Source organism: Magnetococcales bacterium, assembly GCA_015228815.1.
GTDB lineage: Bacteria > Pseudomonadota > Magnetococcia > Magnetococcales > UBA8363 > UBA8363.
Window position 1 is genome coordinate 18,478 of the sequence record JADGCV010000003.1, and the last position, 16,924, is coordinate 35,401.

The 16,924-nt window shown below is 59.1% G+C and carries 9 protein-coding genes; all 9 read left to right on the forward strand.

Annotation, left to right across the window (positions count from 1 at the left end; translation table 11 throughout):
- Position 1 precedes the first annotated feature (1 nt).
- The 9 genes from HQL76_01820 (at position 2) to eno (ending at position 16,576) form a co-directional block, all read left to right on the forward strand.
- Positions 2-1,762 carry a cyclic nucleotide-binding domain-containing protein gene (locus HQL76_01820; protein ID MBF0107901.1) on the forward strand — a complete coding sequence of 587 codons (1,761 nt, stop codon included), beginning with the start codon at positions 2-4 and terminating at the stop codon, positions 1,760-1,762.
- Positions 1,759-2,580, forward strand: a complete 822-nt coding sequence (locus tag HQL76_01825; protein ID MBF0107902.1) for a hypothetical protein — start codon at positions 1,759-1,761, stop codon at positions 2,578-2,580. Before HQL76_01820 ends, HQL76_01825 begins: the two co-directional genes overlap by 4 nt.
- A complete protein-coding gene (locus HQL76_01830; protein ID MBF0107903.1) occupies positions 2,577-4,904 on the forward strand; it encodes a cytochrome c3 family protein in 2,328 nt (775 codons plus the stop codon). Before HQL76_01825 ends, HQL76_01830 begins: the two co-directional genes overlap by 4 nt.
- 1 nt (position 4,905) lies before the next feature.
- Positions 4,906-7,038: a DctP family TRAP transporter solute-binding subunit gene (locus HQL76_01835; GenBank protein ID MBF0107904.1), complete on the forward strand. Its 2,133-nt coding sequence runs from the start codon at positions 4,906-4,908 to the stop codon at positions 7,036-7,038.
- Between the two features lie 23 nt (positions 7,039-7,061).
- Positions 7,062-11,129: a response regulator gene (locus HQL76_01840; protein MBF0107905.1), complete on the forward strand. Its 4,068-nt coding sequence runs from the start codon at positions 7,062-7,064 to the stop codon at positions 11,127-11,129.
- Between the two features lie 4 nt (positions 11,130-11,133).
- Positions 11,134-12,306: a response regulator gene (locus HQL76_01845; protein ID MBF0107906.1), complete on the forward strand. Its 1,173-nt coding sequence runs from the start codon at positions 11,134-11,136 to the stop codon at positions 12,304-12,306.
- Positions 12,307-12,418: 112 nt separating this feature from the next.
- On the forward strand, positions 12,419-13,774 hold the full coding sequence (gene gcvPA / locus HQL76_01850) for an aminomethyl-transferring glycine dehydrogenase subunit GcvPA (GenBank protein MBF0107907.1): 1,356 nt from the start codon (positions 12,419-12,421) through the stop codon (positions 13,772-13,774).
- Entirely contained in the window at positions 13,771-15,282 is a 1,512-nt protein-coding gene (gcvPB, locus tag HQL76_01855; protein ID MBF0107908.1) for an aminomethyl-transferring glycine dehydrogenase subunit GcvPB, read from the forward strand. Before gcvPA ends, gcvPB begins: the two co-directional genes overlap by 4 nt.
- A complete protein-coding gene (gene eno / locus HQL76_01860) occupies positions 15,275-16,576 on the forward strand; it encodes a phosphopyruvate hydratase (protein ID MBF0107909.1) in 1,302 nt (433 codons plus the stop codon). Before gcvPB ends, eno begins: the two co-directional genes overlap by 8 nt.
- Positions 16,577-16,924: the final 348 nt, after the last annotated feature.

Consider the following 16,924-nt stretch of genomic DNA (forward strand, 5'->3'; position numbering starts at 1 on the left):
CATGAATGCCCAACCCGTATCCCGGGGATCCGAAATGGCAGTGATGGAGGATGCCTTCGATCCTTTCATGACGCAGGAGACCCTGGAGCGAATCCTGTCGCAGGACCTGTTCGCGCGGATGGATCCATCGACGTTTCCCCCTTCCAATTCCCTGCGGCAGATCATCCGGCGGCATACCCGGTTGCTGAGTTTTCCCAAGGGGGTCCTGGTGGTCCGTGCCGGGGCCTACGGCAATTCCGCCTTCTATACCGTTTCCGGTCGTTTGCGCATCGTTCTCCCACCCGGTCTGCCCGACGATATGCTGGGGCGCATGACCACCCGTCGCAAGGGAATCGGGGACCTGATGCAACTGTTGTGGCAACGTCCCCCTTCCTATCCCGAGGTGCGGCGGTTCATCGAGGAGGACGGGGGGGGGATCGGGAAACTGTCGTCCATGGAGGACGATGGCGGGGTCCATATCCGCCTTCCCTCCCTGGAGGAGGCCTTGCGCGATTACAAGACGATCGAACTTCAACCCCACACCCTCTTTGGCGAGATCGGCGCCTTGACCCGTTTTCCCCGGAATGTCAGCGTCTTCACCGAGGAGGACTCGGAACTTGTCGATATTCGCTGGCAGGGGTTGCGCGATTTGCGAAAGTTTGACGAGGACTTCCGCCAGCGGCTCGACACCTTGTTCCGGGAACGTTCCATCAAGGCGTTCATCAAGGATTCCTATTTGTTTCAGCATCTGGATGCCGCGGCCCAGGACCGTCTGGAGAAGCACATCGTTTTCGAAACCCATGGCGATTTGGACTGGCGGGCGGAACATCGTCGGCTGTCGCTGCGTTCGGCGCGGGAACGGATCGAATCGGAGCCGCTGATCGCCCGCGAGCGGGAATGGGCCGACCATCTGATCATGATCGTCTCGGGGTTTGCCCGGATCAGCCAGCGCTTGAACCATGGACACAAAACAGTCGGATTCCTTGGTCGCAATCGCTATTTCGGCCTGCCCGAAGTGATCGGAAAAGGGACGGAGGGACAAAAGGAACGTTATGAATTTTCCCTCCGTGCCTTGGGATATGTTCATGCGCTGAAGGTGCCGACCGAGATCATGCGCTCCATGGTTCTTCCGGAAATGCCGGCGCATCTTTTGCCATCGAGAGGGGGAGGGCGGGGCAAACCGAAACGGCGGTTTTTCCCTTCGTGGGCCGGAATGTTTGGCAAACCTGGGGGGAGGGAAGGATTGCAGGCGGGATTGCTTGAGTTTTTCGTCGAGCATCGGATCATCAATGGGACCGCGACCATGCTCATTCATCTGGAACGGTGCGTCCGTTGTGATGATTGCGTCGCGGTATGTGCCACGTTGCACCAGGGCAATCCGCGGTTTGTCCGTCATGGGCGACGTCACGGTTCGATCATGGTGGCGGCGGCCTGCATGCATTGTCAGGATCCGGTGTGCATGATCGGTTGTCCCACCGGAGCGATCCAGCGCGCCCCCGCCGGGGGGCAGGTGGTGGTGAACGAATCGATCTGCATTGGCTGTTCTTCCTGTGCCCAGAGCTGTCCCTACGAGGCCATCCGCATGGTGACCCTGCGTCGGGAGGATGGATCCATCATCGCCGACTCCGCCACTGGACTGCCAAGCCAGAAGGCGACCAAGTGCGATCTGTGCCTGGAATATCCCAGCGCCCCCCTGTGTCAACGCTCCTGTCCGCATGATGCCCTGTATCGGGCCGACATGCGCGATACCCGGGGCCTGCGTCGATGGATGGCCGACCGATGAATTCCCGTTTTTTCCTTGGTCTGTCGTTGGTGTTGACCGGAGCGACGGTGGCGGCGGTTTGGGTGAGCGAACGTTTGTTTTTGTCGTTTCTGGAAGTCCCCGCCTATGTGACCGGTTGGTTTCTCGTGGTGGCGCTGGCGCTGGTGACGACGCTCCCGGTGCGTAAGAAGATCATCGTCCCTTCGTTGGGATCGGTGTTTCTGTGGTATCGGATTCATCTGGTGTGCGGTTTGTTGTCGGTGGTGTTGTTTTTTCTCCATCTGCCGTGGCGGTTTCCCTCGGGTGGATTGGAAACAGTGTTGGCGGTATTGTTTGGTCTGCTGGCCTTGAGCGGTATCACGGGGTTCGTCATCATCCAGATTTTTCCCCGGCGCCTTACCCTCAAGGGGGAAGAGGTCTTTCTGTCGCGCATCCCCGCCTTGAGGGAACAACTGCGGCGCGAGGTGGAACGGTTGGTGATGGAAAGCATCAACGAAAACGGTTCCACGACCCTGGCCAATTTTTATACGTCGCGTCTTTTCGATTATTTTTCGCGAACCCGTCACCTCTGGACCCATCGGATCGCCTCGGGACGACCGCGCTTTGCCATTTTGACGGAGATGAACGATTTGATCCGGTATCTCAACGAACGGGAACGGGCCATTCTTGAAAAAATGATCGTTCTGGTGAAAAAAAAGGAGATTCTGGATGTCCACGAGGCGTTGCAGGGGGCTTTGCGGCGCTGGGTGATGTTCCATGCCCCGTTGACCTGGGCCTTGTGGCTGTTCATTGTTTTACATGTGATCATGGCGTATGGTTTTCGTGAAGGTGTGCCATGAAATATTCCTTGCAACCGACCGGCTACAAGGAGAGCGATTATGAACGGCCAACGCCCCGATGGGTGTGTGGCCGTCAGGCCCAGGGCCGTCCCTGCCGCCGCGGCCCCGACGACCGCGGGCAATGTTCGGCGCATGGCGCCTGCGATCCGGTGAAGCGGGGGGACCGGTGGCACTGCACCCGTCCCGAGACGGCTGGCGGACCTTGCGAAAACGGTCCGCTCCCGGATGGCTCGTGTGGCCAGCCCGAGCCGCCCTGTGTTCCGGTTTCCAGTCCGCGCGCCATTCTGGGTCGGGTGACCTGGATGGCCACCGGGCTTGCCCTGGCGGTCCTTCTTCTGTTCCTGAACGGTTCCCACCGCCTGGCACTGGTGGCCCCCGGAGACCTGAGTCCGCCGCATGCGGCGTTGAATTCCTGCGCCCGGTGTCACAGCGCTTTCGAGGGCGGGGTGGCCAACTGGCTGGTGGAAGGGATGGGGCGCGTCGTGCGCGGCAGGGATTCGGATCTTTGTCTCAAGTGTCACCCCAGGGTGGCCCAGGCCCGCTGGCCCCACAACCTGGAACCTTCTGCCCTGGTCCGTGTCGAAAGGGGATCACCGACCGGTACCGACGACATCCAGCCACACCCGAACGCCCATGCCGCTCCGACCTGTTCCGTCTGCCATCGGGAACATACCGGGGGGACCAAGGCCCCGATCATTCGCGATTCGATGTTGTGCAACAGTTGCCATCGGACCACCATTTCCGTCTTTGCGGTGGATCATCCTGAATTTTCCGCCTCCATTGAAGAGAAAGCGAGGGATGCGATCGGGGCGGGAGCGGCAGTGGGCGCAACGAGGGACAGGAAGTCTTCGATCAATTTTGACCATTCGAGCCATTTCAAAAGGCATTTCCAGGGGAAGCTCAAGGAGAAGGCGCCGACGCGCTGTGGCCAGTGTCATACGATCGAGGCGCAAACGGGTCGGATGCTGCATGCCGGATTCAACGGCGCCTGTTCGTCCTGTCATATCGATCAGATTCGGGGGGAATTCCGGGCGGGATCCAAAGGGTTTCCCGTCATTGGGGTGCCGGGCCTCGATACACGACTGCTCGGGGCGCGGTCGTTGGCAACCGGTCAATGGCCGGATGCCGCGGAAGGGGAACCGACACCCTTCATGCGCTGGATGTTGCGCGACGACGCGCGCTTCAATGCCGCGTGGGAGCGCTTGAAGGATCGGGACCTCCTGGAATTGAAAACTCTGTCGGCGGAGGAAGAGTCTGCTGTCGTGGATCTGGCCTGGGCGATCAAGAGACTCCTGGGTGATCTGGTCGCGGGGGGACATGCGGCCTGGGCTGAACGGTTTTTCGGGGAAGGGAAGGTTCCGCCGCCGGGGGATGAATGGGGGGCGATCAACGGTGGCTTGGAGGGGGATACGTTGAAGGGGGCGGTGGCGGCCTGGTTTCCCGATCTTTCGGCGGAACTGCCGCGTCATGACCAGGGGCAGAGGGTCCTCTTTCCGGCGCCGGGAGGCGTGGTTTCGCGGGGAACGGGTGCGACAGCGGGGGAAAAACCGGTCTCCAGGGGGGGGGACGGCGGAGGAACGGCAGTCAAGGAGGAGGAAAGCCTTCTGCTGGTCGATGATGGCGCGGAATCCCTTCTGGAGGAATCGCCCAAGGTTGCCGCGCCTGAGGCCTCGGGGGAGACAACGGTCGCGCAGCCAAAACCTATGATCGAGGAGGAGGGATTGTTGGACGGGGAATCGGAGACGGTGCGGGAACCGGAGGGGGCCGTCGTGGCTGAGTCATCCCGGATGCTGGCGGTGAATGAGGAGGAGTGGAGTCGGGGTGGTGGTTGGTACCGGATGGGGTATTGGCTGTATTACCGACCGGGAGGGCATGACGATGAATTTTTGCGTTCCTGGTGGCGACGACTTCGATCGATGCCGGGGGCCGAACCATTGTTTGGGATGCTGTCGGCGAAAGACGCCCCTGGGGTGTGTGGCAAGTGTCACATGGGTCTTCGGGGAAATCAAAGCGAAGCCGGAAAGGAAGAAAAGGTTTGGCCCGATCGGAGACTTGATCGCCATTCCCTGACCCGGTTTTCCCACAAACCGCATCTTGATGCGTTGGCGAACAATTGTCAGGAATGTCACCTTCTGGGCGCCGCGGACGTGGAGGGTTCCACTGCGGCAACGGCATCTTTTCCGGCGCCTGCCCATGGTTTCATTCCGTTGCGGAAAAAATCCTGCCAGGCGTGCCATACCGCCCAACGCGCGGGAGAAAATTGTCTGCAATGCCATGCCTATCATGCGCGTCCACACCCGAGGGAAATGGGGCCTGAGTTTTGAGATGTCCATTATGGTCTCCTTCAAACGTGTTCTGTTGGGGTTGTTGGCGCTTGTGGCCGTGGTGACGCTGGTCTGGTGGCTGGCCCGTTCGTCGCTGGTCGTGCTTCCCGAGATCAAGGAACGTACAATTTCCGAAGGGAGAATCGTCCTTCGTTTTGGACACAACTCGCCCAGGGACAGCGCCTTGCACTTGGCGGCGCTGCGGTTTGCGGCGGAGGTGGAAGAAAAAAGCGGCGGCAGGGTCGTGGTCGGTGTGTATCCGTTCCAGGAACTGGGCAACGATGATCAAATGCTGGAGATGGCGCGACAGGGACGGCTCGATATTCTCCTGACGCCGACGGCCAAGATGAGTGTCGCGGTCCCGGCGATGCACTATGCCGACCTGCCGTTCTTCTTTCCTTCGCGGGAGGTGATGTATCGGGTCCTGGATGGCGAACCGGGACGGTTGCTGTTGGAAAAACTTCGTCTCATCGGCCTGGAAGGGGTGGCCTTCTGGGAAAACGGGTTCAAACAGTTCACCGCCAATCGTCCCATCCGGTCGCCTGCCGATTTCAAGGGTCTGAAGATCCGGACCATGAAAAGCCGGATCATCATGCACCATTTCGAAGAAATGGGGGCGATGCCCATTCTGATCGATTTTCACGCGACGCGCCAGGCCTTGGCCGACAAGGTGGTGGATGGCCAGGAAAATCCGCTGGTGGCCATCGTCGGCCTGAAAATCCACGAGGTGCAATCCCACCTGACCCTGAGCAATCATGGTTATCTGGGTTATGTTCTTTCGATCAGCGCTGCGGTGTTTCGCAACCTGCCCGTGGAGGCGAGGACCCTGCTCAAGGAGACGGGACGGGATCTGGTCGCCTTCGAACGCGCCGAGACCCAACGTCGTGAGGTGATCTGGTTGGATACGATTCGCAAGGCGGGGGTTACGGTACATACCCTGACCGATGGGGAACGGGCGGAATTCATCCGTCAGGCGGCGCCGATTGCGAATCGGTTCGAAATGAGCATCGGCCCGGATATTCTTTCCCGGATCGAGGAGGTGTTGTATTTCAGCAGGCCCGAGAGCGAGCGACAACAGGAGATCGTGATTGGCTTCGAGGGTGATCTTTCCAGCATCGGCATTCGTGGCAGCCAGGCGATCAAGAGTGGCGTCCTTCTGGCCATGAAGGAAATCAACGATCGCGGCGGCGTATTGGGCCGGAGGCTGACCTTGTTGCGCCGGGACGACAAGGGGATGCCCTCGTGTGGATTGGCCAATTTCAAGGAATTGGCGGTGATCCCCGAGGTGGTCGCGATCCTTGGTGGGACGTTTTGCAACGTGTCCGAGATCCAGGCCCGGGAGGCGCAACGGGTTGGCATTCCCTTTCTTGTCCCCTGGTCCACCGCGGCGGCGGTGGTGGAGCATGGAGAGAAACCGAATTTTACGTTCAGGATTTCCGCCAACGATCGTCTGGCGGGTCCTTTTCTGGCCCGGGAAGCGCTCAAACGATTCGACCGGGTTGCGCTGGTTCTGGAAAACTCGCTCTGGGGGCGGGGCAACTTCGAGTCGATGAGCCGGCATTTTTCCCGGGTTGGCGTCACCCCGGCGCATGTCGCCTGGATCAACCGCGGAGAAATCATCGGACCGGCGATCCTGGAGGAGATCAGAAGTTCGGGGGCGCGTGGGATCATTCTGGTTTTGAATACGGTCGAAGGGGCGGCCCTGGTGCAAACCATGGTCCGGGACCTGGAGCGGGGAAAAAGGTCGTTGCCGATCATTGCCCATATGGGGATTGTCGGCGGCGATTTCTGGCCTCTGGTCGCCCCTCTGAACTCCGAAATCGATCTTCAGGTGTTGCAAACGATGTCTTTTTCCGGCGATATGTCGGATCATTCCGCGGAAGCCCCCCCCTCGATCGGGATGGCGCATGCCTATGATCTGGTCCATCTTCTGGCCCAGGCGATCGCCAGGGCGCAAACCACCGAACGGGCCGCGGTACGGGAGGCCCTGGAACAACTGGAAAGCCATTCGGGGCTGGTCAAGAGGTATGCCCCGCCTTTTTCTCCGGAAGACCATGACGCCCTGACGGAACAGGATTATTTCCTGGCCCGGTTCGACCCTTGGGGACGTCTGGTCACGGTCGAATCTCCATGACGGACCGGCCAACGGATCGCGACATGAAAAAACAGGGCATCCGTACCAAACTGATCAAATACATCTCGCTGGTGATGGTGGTCGGCGTCGGGGTGTCCACGCTGTTCATTTCGTTGCTTTTGTATGGCCATCTGGAGCGGGAAAGGCGGGCCAACATGGCCAATCAGGCCTGGCATGAAATGCTCCGCCTGGAACAGCAGATCGGCCAACTCGTCGAAAATACCGAACGACTGACCGAGAATCATTTCATCATCAATGGATTGATCGATACCCAGGGACGCGAGACCTATTTGCGCCGGACCGCCGACAATTTTGCCGCGGGCCGGGATGTGGTGTCGTTTTCTCTGGTCGATTTCGATGGTCGGCCTCTGTTCGTCAAGGGGGAGGGACCACCCGACTTCAATGCCTCCGAGGAACTGCGTCTGGCATTGGGGATGGGCAGTCCGGGGGTGTTTCTGACCCCTGCCGACCATCGGCTTCTGGTGGTGGCCCCGGTTCACTACTATCAGACCACCCAGGGGGCGGTGGTGGTGACCTTCGATCTGGAAAAAATTTCCAAACGCCTGCTGAAGAGCGAGGAGGGGATGTACCATGCCCTGGTGGTCGATGGGAAGAACCTGTTTGTCTCCGATGAATCACCCGGGGTGGAATATCTGACCGAACGGGTGGTGGCCAACGGGGCCGCGCCATACATGATGCAACTTGACGCGGGGGTGGAGGTCGGGACGCCGGTCGATGCCTTTCTGTCGCCCATCCGCAAGGCGATCGCCCATTTCGTGTTGTTGGGGCTGGTGTTGCTGGTGGGGGCGGTGATTGCCTCCATCTGGCTCGGCAACAGCATCGCCCGACCGATTCTCCTGCTGAGCGATCGGGTGCGCCGGGCTGGCGTGGCCGAAGGGGAAAACTGTTATCCCGTGGGCAGTGACGATGAATTGGAACTCCTGGCCCTTGCCTTCGACGAACGGACGCGGGACCTGGGAAACATTCAAAGGGAATTGGAACGCCGGGTCGAAAAGCGTACCGCGGAACTCAAACGCAGCGAAGAGACCCTCAATCGGGCGCAGAAGGTCGCCCGTCTGGGAAGCTGGCGTCTGGACAAGGGGAGCAGGCGTCTTTTCTGGTCCGAGGAGGTCTATCACCTGTTCGGCCTTCCCCCCGACACCTCCATGGATCCATCGTCTTTTTTCAAGTGCATTTTTCCCGACGATGTGGCGCGGGTGGAGCAGGCGTGGGCAGCCGCGTTCGCGGGGGTTGCCCCCTATGATGTCGAACACCGGGTGATCGTCCGGGGGGAGATCCGGTGGATGCGGGAATTGGCCGAATTCATCCGTGACGACCGGGGGGGGGTCACCGAGGTCATCGGCACGGTCCAGGACATCACCGATCGTCATGCCGCCCAGGAGAGCATCCGTCTGTTGTCGCAGGCGATGGATCAGAGTTCCTCGGACATCGTGATCACCGACCGGGAGGGGCGCATCATCTACATCAATCCCCGATGCATCGAATCGACCGGATATACCCGCGAAGAACTCATGCAGCAGAATCCGTGCCTGATCCAGTCGGGCAACACCCCCCTGGCGGTCTATCAGGATCTTTGGGGGACCATCACCAGTGGCCAGACGTGGCGGGGAGAACTACAGAACAAAAGGAAGGATGGGACCCTGTTCTGGGAGTATGCGGTCATCTCCCCGGTTCGGGACAGCGATGGAACCATCACCCACTATCTGGCGATCAAGGATGACATCACCGAGCACAAACGATTGGAAGAGGAACGGCGGCAGGCCCTGGAGAAGGCGGAACTGGCCAGCCGTGCCAAATCGGAATTCCTGGCCAACATGAGTCATGAAATCCGGACGCCGATGAACGCCATCATCGGCCTGAGTCACCTGTGCCTGCAAACCCGAATGTCCGCCAAACAGAAGGATTACATTCGCAAGGTCCACGGTTCCGCCACGTCGTTGTTGCGGATCATCAACGATATTCTCGATTTTTCGAAGATCGACGCCGGACGCCTCGAAATGGAATCCATCGCCTTCACCCTGGAGGAGGTGCTGGGCAACCTGTCTTCCATGATTGCCCTCAAGGCGCATGAGAAACAATTGGAATTTGTCATGAAGGCGGCGTCGGACATCCCTTCCGCCCTTGTCGGAGATCCGCTGCGCCTGGGACAGATTCTCGTCAACCTGACGGGAAACGCCATCAAGTTTACCCAGGAAGGGGAAGTTTCCGTCGCTGTCCGGGTACTGGAACGTCTGGAGGACGGGGTTCGATTGGAATTCGCCGTCCAGGATACCGGAATCGGCATGAACGAAGAACAGATTGGCCGATTGTTTCAGGCGTTCAGCCAGGCGGACACCTCGGTGACGCGCCGTTATGGCGGGACGGGTCTGGGGTTGGCGATCAGCAAACGCCTGATCGAGATGATGGGCGGAGGGATCACCGTGGAGAGTGTACCGGGTCGGGGAACCCGGTTCGTGTTCGATGGTGTCTTTGGAGTCGGTGGGCGGTCGTTGTCGTTCGACCATGCTTGCGCTCCGGATCTTGTCGGGAAACGGGTTTTGGTGGTCGATGACAGTATCAGTGCCTGCGAGGTCATGATGGAGCATCTGTCCGCCTTGAAATTCAGGGTGGACGGAGTTCATGGCGGCAGGGCCGCGATCGGAGCGGTTGCGGAGGCGATGAAGGCAGGGGATCCGTTCGACCTGGTGCTCATGGACCATCGGATGCCCGACCAGGATGGGATCACCACGGCGATGGAGTTGTGTCGCATGCCCGGATCGATTCCGGCGCCGAAGATCATCATCGCCACTGCCTATGGGGAGGAGGAGGTTGTCCGGCGCGCCACCCGGGAGGCGCATGTCGATGGATTCCTGGTCAAACCGGTCAGTCAGAGCCTGTTGTTCGAATCGATCATGGAGGTCTTCGGCAAGTCGGAGCATGGGGCGGACGATGAACCCCGTTTGACCGGGGAAGAAGAACGGTTGCGGTTTCCCGGGTTGGTGGGGGCGCACATTCTGTTGGCGGAGGACAATGAGATCAATCAACAGGTGGCGCGGGAATTGTTGGAACAGGCGGGAATGACGGTGGTCGTGGTGGCTCATGGCGACCTTGCCCTGAAACGGGTTCGGGAGGAATCCTTCGATGGGGTGCTGATGGATGTGCAGATGCCGTTCATGGATGGGCTGACCGCAACCCGGGAGATTCGCAAGGACAAGAAATTGGCCGATCTTCCCATTCTGGCAATGACCGCCAACGCGATGGCGGGGGACCGCGAGGCGTGTCTTGCGGCGGGGATGCAGGACCATATCGCCAAACCGGTGGATCCCAGGGAACTGTATGCCACAATGGCCCGTTGGATTCGGTCCGGGGATCGGAGGGCGTCTTTGTCTTCCTCGCATGGTGATTGGGAAAAGCGGCGGGAGAGTGCTTTGGGTGTTCGATTGGCGGTGGATGAGGTCGGTTTTCCCGTTATTGCCGGTGTGAATGTCGCCAGGGGGGTCGGGTACATGGGGGGCAATGTGAACGGCTACATCGAATTGCTGTCGCGCTTTCGCGCCAACCAGGAAGGGATCGTGGACGCCATTCGGGATGCTTGCGACAAGGGGGACCTGGAGACGGCGCAACGTCTGGCCCATTCTCTCAAAGGGGTGTCGGCGACCCTGGGGGCCGATTCCCTGGCGGCGCTGGCGGCCCGTCTTGAAGCGCTCTACAGGCATGGCGATCTTGGGGATGGGACAAATGAGGACCTTGAAAAGGTCGCGGGTGAATTGGCGGCTCTTTTGCGGGCGATCGATGTTTTTTTCGCGGATCGGGAATCGGTTCGGGTCGAGGCGGACCCTCGGGAGGGGCATGGACCCGGTTGTGGAGATCCCCAGGCCGGCATGGAGGAAACCCGGGCGCTTCTGGTGCGCATTGTCGGTGAATTGGAGGCGTTCGATGCCGCGGTCGAGACGTCGATGGAGCGGCTGAAGCGGCTGCCCCATTCGGAGGAGATGATCCGGGATATTGATCGGATCGCCGCCAGGGTGGCACAATACGAGTTTGAAGGGGCATTGGAAGAGGTCCGGCGGTGCATGGCGCGGATCGGATGAGGTCGTGTCCGGGAAAGAACAGAATTGGCGGGGTGCGACGCTGGGGATGATCGAGGAACCGGTTGCGGAAAAAAAAGGGGTGATCCTGCTGGTCGATGATCAACCCGAAAGCATTTTTCGGGTCAAGTCGGCCCTTGAGCACCATTTTTCGCTGCGGATCGCGACCCGGGGCGAATTGGCGCTGCGGATCGCCGAACAGGGGGGCATCGATCTGGTATTGCTCGATGTTCTCATGCCGGGGATGGACGGCTACGAGGTATGCTGCCGTCTCCAGGGAAATCCGGCGACCGCGGATCTTCCGATCGTCTTTCTGACCTCCAAGGAGGACCAGGAGGATGAGATCATCGGTCTGAGGCTTGGGGCGGTCGATTTCATCCGCAAGTCGGGCCATCCCTGGATTGTACAACTCCGCTGCGCCACCATTGTCGCCCATCGGCAGGCAAGAAAAGAATTGGACAGGAAAAACATGGAATTGCAACAGGCGTTGATGGTTCGGGAAAACATGGAGCGTCTGTTTCAACACGACCTCAAGGGGCCATTGACGGGGATCATCGGCGTGCCGCAAATTTTGATGGAGGCGGATAATCTTACCGAGGGACAAAGAACCCTCCTTGGGGCCATGGAAAAAAGTGGCTATGCGATGCTGGAAATGATCAACCGTTCTCTTGATCTGTACAAGATGGAAAACGGGACCTATCCCTTGCAACCGGAGGAATTCGACCTGTTGGAGGTGTTGGAACGGATCGTCGCCGACCTGAAACGGCACGTCAGGTCGAAGGGACTCGACGTTCGCATCGAGTGTGCCGAGCGGAATGATCCCGATCCGAGTGGGGCGTTTCTGGTGATCGGTGAGCGGATGTTGTGCCATCCATTGTTTTTCAACTTGATCCTGAATGCCATCGAGGCCTCGGTCACACCGGGGGAGATTCATATCCTTCTTTCTCGTGGCCAGGGGGAGGGAAGGATCGGAATTACCAACAGTGGCGAGGTTCCCGAACCCATTCGCGATCGCTTTTTCGAGAAATACGTGACCTGGGGCAAGAAGGGGGGGACTGGATTGGGGACCTATTCCGCATGGTTGTCGGCCAGGACCCAGAAGGGGCGGATCGAACTGGATACCCGTCGTCCTGGAGAAACGTCGGTGACCGTGATTCTGCCGATGTCTCTGGTCGCGTAATCATCGAGGCGCATGGGGATTTGAATCATTCCCTTTGCCTTTTGCATTTTCCAGGATTATGGTCACCCTGGAACGGGTTTCATGAACCAATTTTTTGCCTGATGAGGCCTTCATGCCTTTTATTCCCCATACGGATGAGGACATCCGGGAGATGCTTTCGACCATCGGCGTGGATGGTTTGGATTCATTGTTCGATGAGATCGATCCGGAGCTGCGCGGTAAACCGCTCGATCTTCCTCCTCCGCTCGCCGAATGGGACGTGGTGCGTCTGATGCGGGAACGGGCGTCACGGGATGCGGGAATGGTTTCCTTCCTGGGTGCCGGGGCGTATGCCCACCACATTCCCGCCGTAGTCTGGCAGTTGGCCTCGCGGGGCGAATTTTATACCGCCTACACCCCCTATCAGGCGGAAGCGAGCCAGGGAACGTTACAGATTCTCTATGAATTTCAGACGATGATGGCTTCCCTTACGGGGATGGATGTTTCCAATGCCTCCCTTTATGATGGCGCCAGCGCCTTGGCGGAGGCGGTGCTCATGGCGGTTCGCCTTCGGGGGGGGGCGGGTGGTCGGAGGGTCTTGATACCCGCCACCGTGAATCCCCGTTATCTGGAAACGGTCCGGGCCCTGGTGCGTTACCAGGGGATCGAGGTGATACCGGTGCCGTTTTGTGTCGCGGATGGTCATATTGTTCCCGAGGCCCTTGCGCCATGGGAGGGTGAAGGGTATGCGGCGCTGGTTGTTCCCCAGCCCAATTTTTTCGGCGTGTTGGAAGAGGTGGATGCCTTGACGACGCGGGCCCAGGGATCGGGGGCGCTGGTGATCGGCCTGGTCAATCCCGTGGCCCTGGGAATGCTGGCGCCGCCCGGGTCCTGGGGTGAAAAGGGGGCCGATATTGCCTGTGGCGAGGGGCAACCTTTTGGCGCTCCGTTGACCTCGGGGGGGCCGGGGTTTGGATTTTTATGCTGTCGTTCGGCGCACATCCGGCAGATGCCGGGTCGCATCGTCGGTCGGACGACCGATCGGGAGGGGCATTCCGGATTTGTGCTGACGCTACAGGCGCGGGAACAACACATACGCCGTTCCCGAGCCACATCAAACATTTGCACCAGTCAGGGGTTGATGGCGATTGCAGCGGCGATTCACCTGTCGCTTCTGGGACCCGAGGGATTGCGAAACACGGCCCGGACGTGTCATGCCAACACCGTTGAACTGATGAATCTTCTGTTGCAGGTTCCAGGGGTGACCCGGGTTTTTTCGCGGCCTTTTTTTCATGAGGTGGCGCTGCGGCTGCCAGGGCCGGTGTCCGGGATTCTCGAACGGCTTCGGGGGATGGGGGTCGTTGCGGGCCATTCATTGGAGCGGGCATATCCCATGTTGGAAAATACCCTTCTTGTCTGCGCCACCGAAACGGTGGGGCGAGGGGAGATGGAACGGTTTCGGGATGCATTGCGGGAGGTCCTGTCATGAAGCGCGACGAACGATTCGATTCCAGGCCCGCCGTGATTTTCGAGGAGGGGCGGCAAGGTCGTGGGGGAGTGGTTTGGCGGGAAGGGGTCAACAATCCTGGAATCATTCCCGACCGTTTTCTTCGTTCCCGACCGCCGTTGTTGCCGGAGGTGTCGGAACTTCAGGTGGTACGCCATTTCACCCGGCTGTCGCAGCATAATTTTTCGGTGGATACCCAGTTTTATCCCCTGGGATCCTGCACGATGAAATACAATCCACGGGTTTGTCATACCCTGTCGATGTTGCCGGAGTTTCTCGAACGCCATCCTCTGGCCCCCGAGGCCCAGGGGCAGGGGGTGATGCAATGTCTGTTTGAATTGGGGGAATATCTTCGGGAAATCACGGGGACTGCCGGGGTTTCCCTGACGCCGATGGCGGGGGCCCAGGGGGAGTTTGCCGGAGTGGCGATGATCCGGGCGTACCATCTGGACCGTGGCGACCACGAACGCAGCGAAATGTTGGTTCCCGATGCCGCCCATGGGACCAACCCTGCCACTGCCGCCATGTGTGGCCTGACGGTTCGGGAGATTCCGACTCTTTCCGAGGGGGACATCGATATTGCCGCGCTGAAAAAGGTTCTGGGTCCGAAGACGGCGGGATTGATGCTGACGAATCCTTCGACGCTGGGGGTGTTCGAACGAAAAATAAGGGAGATTGCCGATCTGGTTCACCAGGCGGGGGGGCTTTTATATTATGATGGGGCCAACCTGAACGCCATCACCGGTCGGGTCCGACCTGGGGACATGGGGTTTGATGCCGTTCATGTCAACGTCCACAAGACCTTTGCCACGCCGCATGGTGGTGGGGGTCCTGGGGCGGGTCCTGTTGCGGTGTCGGCGCGATTGCTGGATTATCTGCCAGTTCCCCGGGTGGTGCGCAATGAACAGGGGACGGGATACCGTTGGCTCGATAGCGACGAAGCGCTCCGTTCCATTGGCAGGCTGTCTGCTTTTGCCGGGAATATTGGCATTTTGCTCCGGGCTTATGTCTACATCCGTCTTTTGGGCGGGCGGGGGATGCGCCGGGTTGCCGATTTTTCCACCCTCAACGCCAACTATCTCAAGGCGCGTCTGCAAGAGGGGGGATTTCGGATTGCCTGTCCCGAACGCCGTGCCACCCATGAATTCATCGTGACCTTGAAGCGCGAGTCGGAGGAATGGGGCGTATCAGCCCTGGATTTTGCGAAGCGGTTGTTGGATTATGGCTTTTACGCACCGACGATCTATTTTCCGATGTTGGTGCCGGAATGTCTGTTGATCGAACCGACCGAAACGGAAACGAAGGAAGAGTTGGATCGGTTTGCCGAGGCCCTGGTTGCCATTCGCCGGGAGGCACAAACCGACCCTGAACTTGTGAAAGGCGCTCCCCATCATGTACCGGTACCCGGTGGGGGGCTTGGAAGGCTGGACGACACCCGTGCGGCACGTAAACCTGACCTGATATGGAGAAGGACGCTGGATCATGAATGAAATCGTACACGTCAAAGGCAGAGAGATCGTTGATTCCCGGGGCAACCCGACGGTGGAAGTCGATGTGGTGCTGGCCAACGGCGCCGTGGGCCGTGCGGCGGTGCCGTCCGGTGCCTCCACGGGTGAGCGCGAGGCGCTGGAACTGCGCGACGGAGACAAATCCCGTTTCCTCGGCAAGGGGGTGATGAAGGCGGTGGCTGCGGTCAATGGCGAGCTGGCCAAGGCGGTCATCGGCATGAACGTTACCGGACAACGTGCCATCGACACCCGCATGATGGAGGTTGACGGCACCGAAGGCAAATCGCGTCTTGGGGCCAATGCCCTTTTGGGGGTTTCGATGGCTGCTGCCAAGGCGGGCGCCATGGCCACCGGGCAACCCCTCTACCGTTACCTGGGCGGCACCAATGCCCATGTCCTGCCGGTTCCGATGATGAACATCATCAACGGCGGCGCCCATGCCGACAACAACGTCGATATTCAGGAATTCATGATTCTTCCGGTATCGGCCAAGTCGGTTGCCGAGGCGGTCCGGATGGGCGCCGAGGTGTTTCACAATCTGAAGAAGGTTCTTCAAGGGTTGAAGCTCAACACCGCCGTCGGTGATGAAGGTGGTTTCGCCCCCAACCTGGCCTCCAACGAAGATGCCCTCAAGGTGATCATGGAGGCGATCGGCAAGGCGGGTTACAAGGCGGGCGAAGACATCATGCTTGGCCTTGACTGTGCTTCTTCCGAGTTCTACGACAAAAATGCCGGCATTTACCACCTTCACGGTGAGGGACGTAAGTTCAGCCCTGACGAGATGGTCGGTTTCTACGAGGAGTTGTGCCGGAAGTATCCCATCATCTCCATCGAGGATGCCTGCGACCAGAACGACTGGACCGGCTGGGGCAAGTTGACCAAGGCCCTTGGCAACAAGATTCAGCTTGTCGGCGACGACCTGTTTGTGACCAATCCCAAGATTCTCGCCAAGGGGATTCGTGAAGGGATCGGCAATTCCATTCTGGTCAAGGTCAACCAGATTGGCACCCTGACCGAAACCATGGATGCGGTCCAGATGGCGCAACGGGCCAATTACACCTGCGTCATTTCCCACCGCTCCGGCGAGACCGAGGATGCCACCATCGCCGACATTGCCGTCGGTACCAATGCCGGGCAGATCAAGACCGGTTCGATGAACCGTTCCGACCGGATCGCCAAATACAACCAACTGATCCGCATCGAAGAAGAACTTGGCGCCGAAGCCCGCTATGCCGGCATCAAGGCCTTCTACAACCTTGCCGCGGGCCAGCCCTGATCGTCCAGGCTGCCTGAAGGTATTGAAGGTTTGAGCGCCGCCGTGGCGCTCTGAAGACCGATCACGCCCCCCGGATTTATGGGGGGCGTTTTTTTTTGGGGGGGGAATAAGGCAAGACGGGCAAAAGGAAAGGTCAGATAAATTTTTTGCGATACGCGAATTGCTGTCTATAATTGATAGATTATGATTGATATATAGAATATTACATTATATAAATTCACATGTTATTTAATGATAAAGATTAAATTTGCCGAAATGCACCCGATTCGCAATGAAAATCATTAAGAAAATTCACTCTGGTGAAATAACCAATAAAATATAATATTTCATATGTAAAAACAAATCGTA